Origin of the sequence: Kitasatospora sp. NPDC004799 (assembly GCF_040609095.1) — a bacterium.
Lineage (GTDB): Bacteria > Actinomycetota > Actinomycetes > Streptomycetales > Streptomycetaceae > Kitasatospora.
Genome location: NZ_JBEXJK010000260.1, coordinates 1 through 11686, shown reverse-complemented (window position 1 = coordinate 11686; position 11686 = coordinate 1). Strand labels below are relative to the sequence as shown.

Sequence of the window (11686 nt, the reverse complement as noted above, 5' to 3'; positions counted from 1 at the left end):
GCCGGTGAACACCGTGCGCTGGTGCGGGAGGTGGACCATCAGGTCCCCGCCCGTGTGGGCGGCGGGCAGGCTGGTGATCCGCACCGGGTAGCGGCGAACACCGGCTGCACGTCCCCGCCGCACAGCTCCAGCGCCCGGACGGACCGGGCCAGGAAGTCCGCGCCCAGTTCGCCGGCCAGCGTGCCCATGGTGACCAGCACCCGCCGGCGGCCGGGCAGCAGCCGCTGCCACGGGAAGTCCGGGTCGTGCGGCCGCGCGGAGAGCACCGGCCCGACCAGCGCCTGCTCCGGCGGCGGGGCCGAGCCGGTCAGCGCCCGTCCGGTGGTCGCCACCACCAGGGCGGGGGAGAAGCGCGGGTCCAGGTACTCCGCCGCGGGCAGCCCGGCGCGCTCCCACAGCCCGCGCAGCAGCCCGGTCATCCACGCCTCGACCTGCGGCAACGCCCGGTACGGGCGCCCCAGTTCCATCGCCCCCGGCGCGAAGGACGCCCACGGCAGGCCGTGCCGGTGCGCGACCAGCGCGCCCGCCGGGGTGTGCTGGTCGACCAGCAGCACGTCCGGCCGCCACTCCCGCACGATCGCGTCCAGCGGCTTCAGGGTGAAGCGCGCGTACGGGACGATGAACCCCTCCCAGAGCGAACGCAGCGCGGCCAGCCCGTGGCCGCCCTGCGCCCGGAACGCCCGGGTGCCGGTGCCCAGCACCCGCGCCCGCGGGCCGAGCAGCGGGCGCAGCACCGACTCGGTGCCGGTCCAGGCGACCTGGTGGCCGCGGGCGGTCAGTTCGGCGGCGATCCCGGCGGCCGGGTTGACGTGGCCGGTCAGGGGTGGCATCACCAGCAGGTACCTGGTCATCGGGTGTCCTCCTCGGGGAGCAGTCGCTGGAGGTCGGCGACGGTCAGGGCCTCCAGGGCGGCCAGGTCCAGCCCGGCGCGCAGGGCGGCCAGGTCGGCCCGCGGCCCGAAGCGCTCGCGCAGCCGCTCGGCCAGCTCGGCGAGTTCGTCCTCGTCCAGCAGCAGGTCGCCGTCCAGCCGGGCGTCCGGGGTGACGTGGCGCGCCCAGCCGGGCGGCGCGCCGGCCACCTCGACCACCAAGGCCACCAGCTCCCGGTTCAACGGGCTCCCGGGGGAGGGGGGTTCAGGATTCGGCATGAGAGATCTCCCACCTGCTCGACGGCACGGGGGTGAACGCGGCCGCGCCGGGGAGCCGTTGACGGCTTCCGGGCAGCGGCGGCGACGGAGGAGGGCCCGAGATCACTTGTGCGACCCGGCGGGCGTCGGAATACTAGCCCGCGTGACCGCACTGGAGGCAGTGGCCGTCCACCTCCCCCCGCATGCCGTTCCCATCGAGGCGGCGGGCGAGCGCATCGGCCTGACCCCACGTCAACTCCGTCTCTTCCGCCGCTTCCACGGCCTGGACCAGCTCCGTCTGGACCCGGCCGGGACGCTGCCCGACCTGCTCGAAGCCGCCCTGGACAGCCTGTCGGAGCTGCGCGGACGCGAACGCGACGTCCGCTTCGTGATCCACGCCCGCAGCATGCCGGTGGCGGTGCCCCACCCGCTCAACCCGCTGCACGACCTGCTCGACGCCCGTGGACTGGCGCACGCCTGCGCCTTCACGGTGACCCACCACGCCTGCGCGGTGGGCCTGCTGGCCATCGACCTGGCCGGCCGGCTGCTCGCGGCCGAACCCGACCCGGCGGCGCTCGCGCTGGTGCTGACCGGGGAGAAGACCTTCACCAGGGACGCCCAGGTGGTGCCCGAGACCGGCATCTTCGCCGAGGGCGCGGCCGCCTGCCTGGTCAGCGCCGGCGGCGAGCGCCACCGGATGCTCTCCTTCGCGGTGCGCCAGCGCCCGGAGTTCGACGGCCGGCTGGCCGGGGACCCGGACCTGCTCGCCCGCTACCAGCGCGAGTACCCGAACGTGATGGTGGAGGCGATCGAGGCCGCCCTGGACCAGGCCGGTCTGGACCTCTCCGACCTGGCCGCGATCCTGCCGCACAACGTCAACCAGGCGTCCTGGCGCATGATCGCGCGCCGGATCGGCTACCCGGTCGAGAAAGTCGTGCTGGACAACGTGCGGTCGGTCGGGCACAGTTTCGCCTCGGACGGCCTCATCAATCTCCACACCGCCACCACGCGGGGGCTGCTCCGCCGCGGCGACCACTACCTGATCGCCGCCGCCGGCGTCGGAGCCACCTTCTCCGCGATGGCGATGCGGTACTGACGGTCCGCCGATCGCACCGGCCGCCGCCGTCCGCGGCGCGACGCCGGATCCCCGCACCACCCCAGAGCCCCGGGCGCCCCCGCAGGCCCCGGAGCACACATCCCACGTACGACGGGACGGGACACCCATGTCAGAATCCGTGGTCCAGACCACTGACCCCGAACTGCGCGAGCGCGTCCTGCACGGCATCGGCGAGCTCCTGCCGCGCGTCCTCAAGCGGGAGCTGCCCGAGATCCCGCAGGACGCCTGCCTCTTCGACGACCTCGGCCTCACCTCGGCCGGCACCATCGAACTGATCCTGGAGCTGGAGGAGACGCTCGACATCCAGGTCGACGTCGAGCAGATCACCGAGGACGACCTGCGGTCGGTCACCAGGCTGGCCGACTACGTCGCCGGGCACGTCATCCCCGAGGACTGACCGGGTGGCCCCCGGCCCCACCGGCCTGCGGATCACCCGGGCGCTCGCCCGGCGGTTCGACGGCCGCTCGGAGACCTCGCTCGACCCGGACCTGCGGGTCTTCGTCTCCGACCTCGCCCGCCCGTACGGCCTGCCGCTGCGCGAGGACCTGCTGGGCGAGGGCGCCGGCCACTCCTACGAGGAGCTGGCCGCCGGACCGCTGCGCGAGGTGCTCGCCGAGGACGAGCCGGCGGACCTGCTGGTCCTGGCCTTCGACACGCCGGACGTGCGGCCCGGCGCGCCGTCCTCGCTGGCGCTCAGCCGGTCCGTCCCGGGCAGCCCGCTGGCCTTCGCCGTCTGCGACCAGGGCGGCGCGGCGGCCTTCACCGCCCTGCGGCTGGCGGCCTGCCACCAGCGCACCGGCGGCTGCCGTCGGGCCGTGGTGGTGCTCGCCGAGCAGACCGCGCTGCACTACGACCCGCCCGGGCCGGTGCCGCTGCCGGACCGGCACGCGGTGGTGGTGCTGGTCTGCGAGGAGGCGCCCGGCGAGGGTCTGGCCGTCCGGCAGACCAGGGGCGCGGGCTCCCCGGCGCAGACGGTCCGGGCCGAGGCGCTCGCTTCCGGGGCGGCGCTGCTGCTCGGCCCGGGCTTCGACGCGCAGGAGCCCGCACCGGCCCAGCCGTTCACCGGTCTCTGGGCGGAGCTGGCCGAGGAGCTGCCGCGGTGGCGGGCGGACGGCCGGCCCGCGCTGGTGGCCGGGTACGACCGGCGGCTCGGCGTGCTCAGCACGCTGGCCCTGCCGTGACGGCGGTCGACCTCTGGCTGATCGATACGCGTCAACCACCGGCTCTGGCCGCCGAGTTGTGGCGGCTGCTCGACCCGGAGGAACGCGCCCGGGCGGCGCGGATGCCCCCCGGTGCGCGGGAGCGCTTCACCGTGGCGCGCGGCGCCGTCCGGCAGCTGGTCGCCGCCCGGCTCGGCGTGCGCCCGGCCGAGCCGGTATGGCGGTTCGGGCCGCACGGCAAGCCCGAACCGGCGGACGCCGGTGGGCTGCGGGTCAGCTGGTCGGCCTCGGACGCGTGCGCGGTGCTGGCCCTCGCCGAGGGGCGGGCGGTCGGCGTCGACGTCGAGCGGCTCCACGACCCGCGGACGGCGGAACGGATGGCCGCCCGCTGGTTCCCGTTCGAGGAGGCCCGGTTCGTCGCCGAGCCCGTCGACCCGGCCGAGCGGGCGGCGCGGTTCACCGTGCTGTGGTGCCGCCGCGAGGCCTGCGTCAAGGCGTACGGCGGGCGGCTCGCGCAGTCCTTCGGCGTGCCCGTGGGCGGCCCGTCGCCGGTCCTGGTGGCCGATCCGGGCGGGCTCGGCGCCGGCCCGTCCCGGCTCTGCGACGTCCCCGTCGCGGGGCCGTTCCGGGCTGCCGTCGCGACCCTCGGGGATTCGCCTATACATGTCAACTCGCGTTTGTGGGAGCCGAGTTGAATCCATCGGGGATTCACCGAGATTGGTCTGGACCAGTCCGTGAGGGCGCTGGTAGCGTCCTCGCCACACCCCCCCCGCCGAGCCCTCCCGGGCGAGCCGAAAGGCGCGTACGACGTGACCCCGCACGACGCCACACCGCACGATCCGACGTCACTCGGCGCGCCACCGCGCGGCGCGCAGCGGGCCGCCGGGCGGGTCACCGTCCGGTTCGCCGCCGAGGGCGGCGGTTCCGGCCCGCTCACCCGCGGCCAGGACAACATGGTCCGCTGCATCCGGACGAGTGCCCCCGAACAGATCAACCGGGAGTCCGTCTGGCCGGTGCCCGACGGCACCTCGGTCCGCTCCGCCCTGGTCGCCCTGCGCCTGCTGGTCGAGCGGCACGAGTCGCTGCGCACGTCCTTCCCCGCGGGCCCCGGGTCGGACGGCTTCCCGGACCGCCAGGTGGTGCACCGGGAGGGCCGCTTCACCGTCTCCGTGGTCGAGGCCGGCGGCCGAACGGATGCCGAACTCGACGCACTGGCCGAGGAGTTGGGGCGGACAGATGTCGCCGTTCCGGTGGACCTCGACGTGCCGCCCCGGGTCCGGTTCACCCTGGTCGCCGCCGGCGAGTTGCTGCTGCGGCTGGTCGCCGTGGTCTGCCACGCGGGTGCCGACGGCGCCGCGACCGCGGTGCTGATCGAGGACTGGTACGCCCTCGCCGCCGGAAAGGAGCTGCCGCCGGTCACCGCCCCGACCCCGCTGGGGATCGCCGTCGCGGAGCAGAGCCCGCAGGGCCGCCGCCGGGCCGCCGCCGCGCTGCGGCACTGGGCCCGCATCCTGACCACCGGCCCCCAGACCGTCTTCGCCGACGCGCGGATCAGCGGACCGCCCCGCGACCACGGAGCCCTGCTGGTCCGCTCGCGGAGCGCCGCCGACCACCTCGCCGCGGTCTGCCGGCGCACCGGCGCCAGCCCCTCGGTCGTCCTGCTCGCCGCCTTCGCCGCGCTGGTCGCCCACCGGGCCGGCCGGCCCGAGCTGGTGCTCTCGGCGCTCTCCGCCAACCGCCAGCGCGCCGTGCTGGTCGACCACGTCGGGACCCTCGCGCAGGACGCGCTGATCCTGCTCGACACCGGCGCGGCCGACTTCGACCAGCTGATCGGCCGGGCCAAGTCCGCCTCGCTGAACGCCTACTGGCACAGCACCCTGGACGCCGAGCAGGTCTGGCGACTGGTGGAGGACGCGGCCCACCTGCGCGGCGCCCGGTTCGGCCGCCAGGTGGTCGTCAACGACCTGAGTCTGACCGTCCCGGCCGCCGTCGCCGACACCCGGCCGCTCCCGGCGGCCGACCCCGAACTCACCGTGCTGCCCGCCCCGCCGCTGCCGGTGCGGCTGATGTTCACCGTCCTGCGGATCACCGGCAGCCTGGACTTCGTCCTGATCGCCTGCCCCCAGGTGCTCGACCCCGAGGAGACCGAGAGCTTCGCCCGGGCGCTGCCGGCCCTGCTCGCGGCCGCCGCCGACGGCCCGGTGCTGCTCGCCGACCTGGCCGCCGTGCTGGGCCCGCCGGGGAGCCGCCGGGACGGCGAGTGGTTGCTGGTCGACGGCTGCTGGATCGATCTCGCGGCCGTCCGGGACCTCCTGCGCACCGCCCTCGGGGACCACCGGCTGTCCGTGGTGGAAGGGCGGCTGGTGGTCGAACTGTCCTCTCCGGACCCCGGTTTCGGTCCGGCCGAGGCCCACCGGGCGGTGGTCGCCGCCCTGCCCGGCCGCGACACCGCGATGGCACCGCACCGGTACGTCGTCCGGCACAGCACCCCGGCGGGGGAGCGGACCGAGACCGGGAGCGGACGCGACCCGGCCGTCGTGGCCGGGCTGTCCGCGCTCACCTGAAGGGATGATCACGGCAGCCTTCCGGGCGCTCACCCCCACGGGTCGTGGTGATCGTCCGCCGCTCCCCACGGGTCGCCGTGGCCGTCCGCCGCTCCCCACGGAAGCGCCTCCCAGGAACAGGTGGAGGTCGCCCCCGAGGTGAGCCCCCACGGGCTCGGCACCTCCTCCTCGTCGCCGTCCTGCACCGGCAGCCGGTCGACCACCGCGACCAGCGCCGGCGGCAGCCGCGGGGCCAGCCCCCGGTGCACCCGGGACATGACGTCCCGCCGCACGTCGTCCGGCAGCAGCGGCCGGTCCAGCCGCAACACCCGTGGCTGGGGCGGCCGTTCGGCCGTCGCCAGCTGGTCCGACCAGGCCCGCCAGTAGTCGGCGTCGTCGGTCTCGCCGAGCATCAGGTGGTGCAGGTGCAGGCAGTACGCGGCCGTCCCGCTGCCCGAGCCGGCCGCGAAGCGCCACCAGAACTCGGCGCCCTCCTCCCGGCCGGTGGCGTACAGCAGCGCGCCGAACACCTCGGCCCCCTCCGGTTGGATCCGGCGGGCGTTCACCAGCAGGTCGAGCCCGCGCGAGGCGTCCGGCGCGCCCAGCACCAGGGCCACCACCAGGCCGAGTTCGAAGGCCGCCTGCTGGTGCTCCGACGGCAGCTGGGCGGGCGCGGCGGTGAGCCGGGCCTGGCGCACCGCGGCCATCCGCTCCGCGTGGGCGCGTTCGGGCCGCGGGACGCGGAACACCGTGCGGCCCCCGCCCGCCGGAGCGGCTGCGGCCGGGGCGCCCTCCTCCGGTCTCGCCGTCACAGATCGCCACCGCCGTCCGGGAGTTCGCCCACCCCGAGCCGACGGGCCAGCCGTTCCCGGGCGTGCCGGAGGTTGGAGTGCACCGTCGCCACCGGCCGCCCCAAATATGCCGCGATCACCTTGATGTGCAGGCCGAGCAGGTACCGCAGGATCACCACGTCCCGCTGCCGGTCCGGGAGTTCGAGGATCGCCGCGTACAGCCGAACCTCGTCCGCCTCGCTGTGCAGCAGCCCCTTCGCCACCTGCTTGAAGGCGCCGATCACCGCCGCGAAGGTGACCGCCTCCACCTCCACCGGCTCCTCGCCGGCCAGCCAGTCCGAGACGTGCCGGTTGGCCAACCGCCAGGCGTACGCGGCCGGTTCCTCGAACCGCAGCACCTGCGGCCAGCAGCGGGCCAGGTCGGACTTCACCGCTCCGACCACCAGCGCCGCGTCCGACCGATTGCCTATCCGGGTCAACGCGAGGGCGTGCCAGGCGGGTTCGTGCGTCTCGCAGAAGGCGGAATAGGTGAGGTCCAGGCGGAGGCCGACCGTGGAACGGAGGCCGGACTCCGGGCCGGCCGACCGCTCCGGCCCCGTCCCCCCACCGGTGCACGCCACGGCCGTCCCACCCCGGTGCCCGCGCGCGGGGGCACACCTGTCGATCGTCATCGATCCTGCTTTCCGTGGCCGTCGGCTGCTCGCCGGGCCACCCGAGGGTCGGGCTGTCTGCGCTCATCCTCATTCCATCAGGCCAGTCACTCCAGGCTGCAATGCGAATACAGATTGTCATCTCATGGGTCCCGATGGTTCCTTGGAGCCCCCGGGGTCCCCGTTCGCGGTTGGCCCCCGCCCGTCCTGGGCAGCAAGCGATCGACCGGCAGCGCAACGGATGGAGGGCGCGATGGGCCTCTACGACGGAGTGGACCTGCGGCTGAACGTGCCGCACTCGGCCCGGATGTACGACTACTTCCTCGGCGGCTTCACCAACTTCGCCGCCGACCGCGAGGCCGCCGGGCACGCCCTCGCCGTCGCGCCCTGGCTGCGCACCGGCGCCCGGATCAACCGCTCCTTCATGCACCGCTCGACCCGGGTGCTCGCCGAGGCCGGCTTCGACCAGTTCCTCGACATCGGCACCGGCATCCCCACCTCGCCCAACCTGCACGAGATCGCCCAGAGCGTCCGGCCCGGCGCCCGGGTGGTCTACGCCGACAACGACCCGATCGTGCTCTCGCACGCCCAGGCCCTGCTCACCGGCACCCCCGAGGGCCGCACCGCCTACGTCGAGGCCGACGCCACCGACCCGGCCCGGCTGCTCGCCGCCCCCGGTCTGCGCGAGACCATCGACCTCACCCGGCCCGTCGCGCTCTCGCTCAACGCCCTGCTGCACTTCGTGCCCGACGCCCGCGGCGCGTACGAGCTGGTCGAACACCTCAAGTCCGCCCTCGCGCCGGGCAGCGCCCTGGTGATGACCCACGCCACCCCCGAGTTCGCACCCGAGGACGTCGCGAACCTGGTCCGCATATACTCCTCGGCCGGCACGGCCACCCAGTCCCGCAGCCGGTCGGAGATCACCCGCTTCTTCGACGGCTGGACCCTGCTCGACCCGGGCGTCGTCCCCACCCCGCGGTGGCGGCCCGTGCCCGGCGAAGCCCCCGTCACCCTCGCCGAGGCCTCGGCGTACGCGGGGGTGGCCGTCCGGCCGTGAACCTCCGGACCGATTCGCCCGGCTGACGAACCATCGGCGCACGTACGGCGTCCTGCTGATCAAGAACGCGGCCCCGCGCCGCGACCAACGATGCCGTCCGATGCCGTCGGACGGCTTCCGCTCAGAGGGGGAGCATGTACCAGCAGTCCACGGGGGACCGTCACAGCCGCCGCGCCGTCCTCGGCCTCGGTCTCGGAGCGGCCGTCGCCGTCACCGCCGCGACCGCCGTCCCCGCGTTCGCGGCGACACCGAGCGCCCCGGCCGCCGGGGCCGGCCTCCACCCGGCGCTCGCCGCACTCGAACAGGAGCACTCCGCCCGCCTCGGCGTCTACGGCCGCAACCTGACCACCGGCCGGACCGTCGGCTACCGCGCGGACGAACTGTTCCCGATCTGCTCGGTCTTCAAGACCGTCGCCGTCGCCGCCGTCCTGCGGGACCTCGACCGCGACGGCGAGTTCCTGGCGAAGCGGATCCGGTACACCGCCGAGGACGTCACCCGGGCCGGTGGCTCCGTCGGCACCGAGACCGGCGGCGGGAGCACGGTGATCACGGGCAAGGCGGAGAACGTGGCGAACGGCCTGACCGTCGCCGAGCTGTGCGCCGCGACCATCGACTACAGCGACAACGCCGCGGGCAACCTGCTGCTGCGCGAACTCGGCGGACCGACCGCCGTCACCCGCTTCGCCCGCTCGATCGGCGACCGGGTCACCCGCCTGGACCGCTGGGAGCCCGAGCTCAACAGCGCCGAGCCCGACCGCCGCACCGACGTCACCACCCCGCGCGCTATCGCCTGCACCTACGGCCGGCTGGCGCTCGGCAACGCCCTGCCGCCGGCCAAGCGGGACCAGCTCACCGCCTGGCTGCTGGCCAACACCACCAGTACCCACCGCTTCCGCGAGGGCCTCCCGGCCGACTGGGCCCTCGCCGACAAGACCGGCACCGGCCGGCACGGCACGACGAACGACGTCGGCATCGCCTGGACGCCGGCGGGCGACCCGGTCCTGCTCGCCGTCCTGGTCACCAAGCCGGCGGACGAGGCGGCCCCGAAGGACGAGCCCCTGGTCGCCCGGACGGCCACGCTGCTCGCGGGCGCGCTCGGCTGACCCGGAGGTCGATCCGGAGGCCGATCCGGAGACCGACCCGGAAGCCCGGCCCGCAGCGCGCGCTGCGGGCCGGGCGTTCGTCCCGCTGGTACTCCTCATCCCACTCGTCCCACCCGTGCGCCCGCGTCCCGCCGGGCCCAGACTGGTGGTGGATCGAAGCTGCCCCGCGAGGCTGGGAGAGGCATGCTGCTGGGACTCACCACCGCGTCGGCCGCGACCGTCTGCTTCGGCTTCGGGGCGGTCTTCCAGGCGCGCGGGGCGCGGGCGGCGCCGCGTGCCGACCGGGTGCGGGCGGGCCTGCTGGCCGCGCTGGTGCGGTCCTGGCAGTTCGTCCTCGGCACGCTGCTGGACATCGTCGGCTTCGTACTGAGCATCGTCGCCCTGCGCACCCTCCCGCTCTTCCTCGCGCAGGCCGTCACCAACGCCAGCCTGGCCGTCACCGCGTTGGCCGCCGTCTGGCTGCTGGGCGCGCGGCTGCGCCGGGGCGACGTCGCGGGCATCCTCGCCGTGATCGCCGGTCTGACCCTGCTGGCGCTCGGCTCCGGCCAGGACGGCCGCAACCACGCCGCGCCCGCGTTCCACTGGGCGCTGCTCGCCACCACCGCCGTCATGCTGCTCGCCACCGTGGTCCTGGTGCGCCGCGAGGGCGACGCGGCCGCGGCCGGCCTGGCTCTGCTGGCCGGGATCGGCTTCGGCGTGACCAGCCTGGCCGTACGCGTCCTGGACGCCTCCGGCCCGGTCGCCGTCCTCGCCGACCCGGCCGCCTACGCCCTCGCCGTCGGCGGCCTCGGCGGCTACCTCGCCTACGCCCTGGCCCTGCAGCGCGGCACGGTGACGGCCGCGACCGCCGCCGGGACGGTGACCGAGACCTTCGGCCCGGCGCTGGTCGGTGTGGCGGCGCTCGGGGACGCCGCGCGCCCCGGGTTCGAGTGGTGCGCGCTGACCGGTTTCGCGGTGGCGGTGGGCGGCACCTTCGTGCTCTCCCGCTTCGGCGAGCTGGAGGGCGAGTCCGCCGAGCTGTCCGCCCCGCGCCGGGAGGCCGAGGCGGAGCCCGCCGTGCCGCCCCGGTAGCGCCGTGCCCGCCTCGGTGGCGCCGTGCCGCCCCGGCAGCGCCGTGCCCGCCCCGGTAGCCCGGACGGCTCCGCCGTGCGAAGGTGACTTGCCGGACAAAACGGACGGCGACACGGACACAGAGCGGCAGGTGCCCGATGGCGGAGGATCCCCACGCCCGATCCCGGCGGTCGGACCCGACCGACCCGTCGAGCCCGGCCGACCCGACCGTCCGCCCGGTCGCGCTGATCACCGGCGCCTCCTCCGGGATCGGCCGCGCCACCGCCGCCCGCCTGGCCGGCGCCGGCTGGCACACCCTGCTCTCCGGCACCGACCGGGCCCGCCTCGACGACCTCGCCGAGCGCACCGGCGGCCGCGCCCTGCCCCAGGACCTGAGCAAGCCGGACGGCCCGGCCCGCCTCGCCGAGGCCGCCCTGGCCGTGACCGGCCGGGTGGACGCCCTGATCGCGAGCGCCGGCCTCGGCTGGCGGGGCCCGTACGCGCGGACGCCCTCCGACACCCTGGACCGGATGATCGAGGTCAACCTCGCCGCCCCGCTGCGCCTGGTGCGCCTGCTGCTGCCCGGCATGCTGGAGCGCCGGCACGGCCGGATCGTGCTGCTCGGCTCGATAGCCGGGCAGGTCGGCGTGCGCGACGAGTCGGGGTACTCCGCCACCAAGGGCGGGCTGGCCATGTTCGCCGAGAGCCTCTGGTACGAGCTGCGCGGCACGGGGGTCGGCGTGCGCCTGGTCCTCCCGGGGGCGGTGGACACCCCCTTCTTCGACCGGCGCGGCACGCCGTACCAGCGCGAGCGGCCGCGCCCGGTCCCGGCGGAGCGGGTCGCGGACGTCGTGGTCGCGGCCATCAGCACCGAGCGCGACCGGCTCTACGTCCCGCACTGGCTCGGCTTCCCGGCCCGGATCCACGGCGCGGCCCCGGGCGTGTTCCGGCGGATGGCCGCGCGCTTCGGGTGAGCGCCGCCGTCTTGGGTGCCCCTTGAGGTCGAGCAGGGTGGCGGCCACCACCAGGAACTCGGTCGTCGCGTCCAGGTCCCAGTCCGGGCCCATCGCCCGGATGTACGCCAGGAAC

General features: G+C 75.6%; 13 protein-coding genes and 1 pseudogene. 9 read left to right on the top strand and 5 right to left on the bottom strand.

Features of this window, described 5'->3' with window-relative positions; genetic code table 11:
* Window positions 1-38 precede the first annotated feature (38 nt).
* The gene (locus tag ABZW03_RS27525) at window positions 39-851 is read right to left on the bottom strand and encodes a hypothetical protein (protein WP_355263685.1); all 813 of its coding nucleotides are present in this window, start codon (window positions 849-851) and stop codon (window positions 39-41) included.
* The gene (locus ABZW03_RS27520; RefSeq protein ID WP_355263682.1) at window positions 848-1147 is read right to left on the bottom strand and encodes a hypothetical protein; all 300 of its coding nucleotides are present in this window, start codon (window positions 1145-1147) and stop codon (window positions 848-850) included. Before ABZW03_RS27520 ends, ABZW03_RS27525 begins: the two co-directional genes overlap by 4 nt.
* Window positions 1148-1289: 142 nt before the next feature.
* Here ABZW03_RS27520 and ABZW03_RS27515 point away from each other — a divergent pair, with 142 nt between their 5' ends.
* From ABZW03_RS27515 to ABZW03_RS27495, 5 genes are all read left to right on the top strand, one after another.
* Window positions 1290-2222: a 3-oxoacyl-[acyl-carrier-protein] synthase III C-terminal domain-containing protein gene (locus ABZW03_RS27515; protein WP_355263679.1), complete on the top strand. Its 933-nt coding sequence runs from the start codon at window positions 1290-1292 to the stop codon at window positions 2220-2222.
* A 127-nt stretch (window positions 2223-2349) separates the two neighbouring features.
* A complete protein-coding gene (locus ABZW03_RS27510) occupies window positions 2350-2640 on the top strand; it encodes a phosphopantetheine-binding protein (RefSeq protein WP_355263676.1) in 291 nt (96 codons plus the stop codon).
* Between the two features lie 4 nt (window positions 2641-2644).
* Complete coding sequence (locus ABZW03_RS27505) at window positions 2645-3424, top strand: hypothetical protein (protein ID WP_355263673.1); 780 nt, start codon at window positions 2645-2647, stop codon at window positions 3422-3424.
* Window positions 3421-4098 carry a 4'-phosphopantetheinyl transferase superfamily protein gene (locus tag ABZW03_RS27500; protein ID WP_355263670.1) on the top strand — a complete coding sequence of 226 codons (678 nt, stop codon included), beginning with the start codon at window positions 3421-3423 and terminating at the stop codon, window positions 4096-4098. Before ABZW03_RS27505 ends, ABZW03_RS27500 begins: the two co-directional genes overlap by 4 nt.
* Before the next feature lie 114 nt (window positions 4099-4212).
* Window positions 4213-5967, top strand: coding sequence for a condensation domain-containing protein (locus ABZW03_RS27495; protein ID WP_355263667.1), 1755 nt, complete (start codon window positions 4213-4215; stop codon window positions 5965-5967).
* Window positions 5968-5996: 29 nt separating this feature from the next.
* On the opposite strand, the gene ABZW03_RS27490 is transcribed toward ABZW03_RS27495, so the two are convergent.
* Both ABZW03_RS27490 and ABZW03_RS27485 read right to left on the bottom strand, forming a co-directional pair.
* On the bottom strand, window positions 5997-6758 hold the full coding sequence (locus ABZW03_RS27490) for a hypothetical protein (protein WP_355263665.1): 762 nt from the start codon (window positions 6756-6758) through the stop codon (window positions 5997-5999).
* Complete coding sequence (locus ABZW03_RS27485; protein WP_355263662.1) at window positions 6755-7357, bottom strand: sigma-70 family RNA polymerase sigma factor; 603 nt, start codon at window positions 7355-7357, stop codon at window positions 6755-6757. Before ABZW03_RS27485 ends, ABZW03_RS27490 begins: the two co-directional genes overlap by 4 nt.
* A 283-nt stretch (window positions 7358-7640) precedes the next feature.
* Between ABZW03_RS27485 and ABZW03_RS27480 the strand changes: the two genes are divergently transcribed.
* From ABZW03_RS27480 to ABZW03_RS27465, 4 genes are all read left to right on the top strand, one after another.
* Entirely contained in the window at window positions 7641-8444 is an 804-nt protein-coding gene (locus ABZW03_RS27480) for an SAM-dependent methyltransferase (protein WP_355263659.1), read from the top strand.
* 134 nt (window positions 8445-8578) lie between these two features.
* A complete protein-coding gene (gene bla, locus ABZW03_RS27475) occupies window positions 8579-9547 on the top strand; it encodes a class A beta-lactamase (RefSeq protein WP_355263656.1) in 969 nt (322 codons plus the stop codon).
* 183 nt (window positions 9548-9730) lie between these two features.
* The gene (locus tag ABZW03_RS27470; RefSeq protein WP_355263653.1) at window positions 9731-10618 is read left to right on the top strand and encodes a hypothetical protein; all 888 of its coding nucleotides are present in this window, start codon (window positions 9731-9733) and stop codon (window positions 10616-10618) included.
* 137 nt (window positions 10619-10755) lie between these two features.
* Window positions 10756-11571, top strand: a complete 816-nt coding sequence (locus ABZW03_RS27465) for an SDR family NAD(P)-dependent oxidoreductase (protein ID WP_355263651.1) — start codon at window positions 10756-10758, stop codon at window positions 11569-11571.
* 21 nt (window positions 11572-11592) lie between these two features.
* Here the strand turns inward: ABZW03_RS27465 and ABZW03_RS27460 are convergent.
* Window positions 11593-11686: pseudogene (locus ABZW03_RS27460) on the bottom strand (segregation/condensation protein A); the annotation flags it as partial.

Bases quoted from the DNA above. Each gene is read 5' to 3' on its own strand.
- ABZW03_RS27525 (WP_355263685.1), bottom strand. From the start codon at position 851: ATGACCAGGTACCTGCTGGTGATGCCACCCCTGACCGGCCACGTCAAC.
- ABZW03_RS27520 (WP_355263682.1), bottom strand. From the start codon at position 1,147: ATGCCGAATCCTGAACCCCCCTCCCCCGGGAGCCCGTTGAACCGGGAG.
- ABZW03_RS27510 (WP_355263676.1), top strand. From the start codon at position 2,350: ATGTCAGAATCCGTGGTCCAGACCACTGACCCCGAACTGCGCGAGCGC.
- ABZW03_RS27480 (WP_355263659.1), top strand. From the start codon at position 7,641: ATGGGCCTCTACGACGGAGTGGACCTGCGGCTGAACGTGCCGCACTCG.
- bla (WP_355263656.1), top strand. From the start codon at position 8,579: ATGTACCAGCAGTCCACGGGGGACCGTCACAGCCGCCGCGCCGTCCTC.
- ABZW03_RS27470 (WP_355263653.1), top strand. From the start codon at position 9,731: ATGCTGCTGGGACTCACCACCGCGTCGGCCGCGACCGTCTGCTTCGGC.
- ABZW03_RS27465 (WP_355263651.1), top strand. From the start codon at position 10,756: ATGGCGGAGGATCCCCACGCCCGATCCCGGCGGTCGGACCCGACCGAC.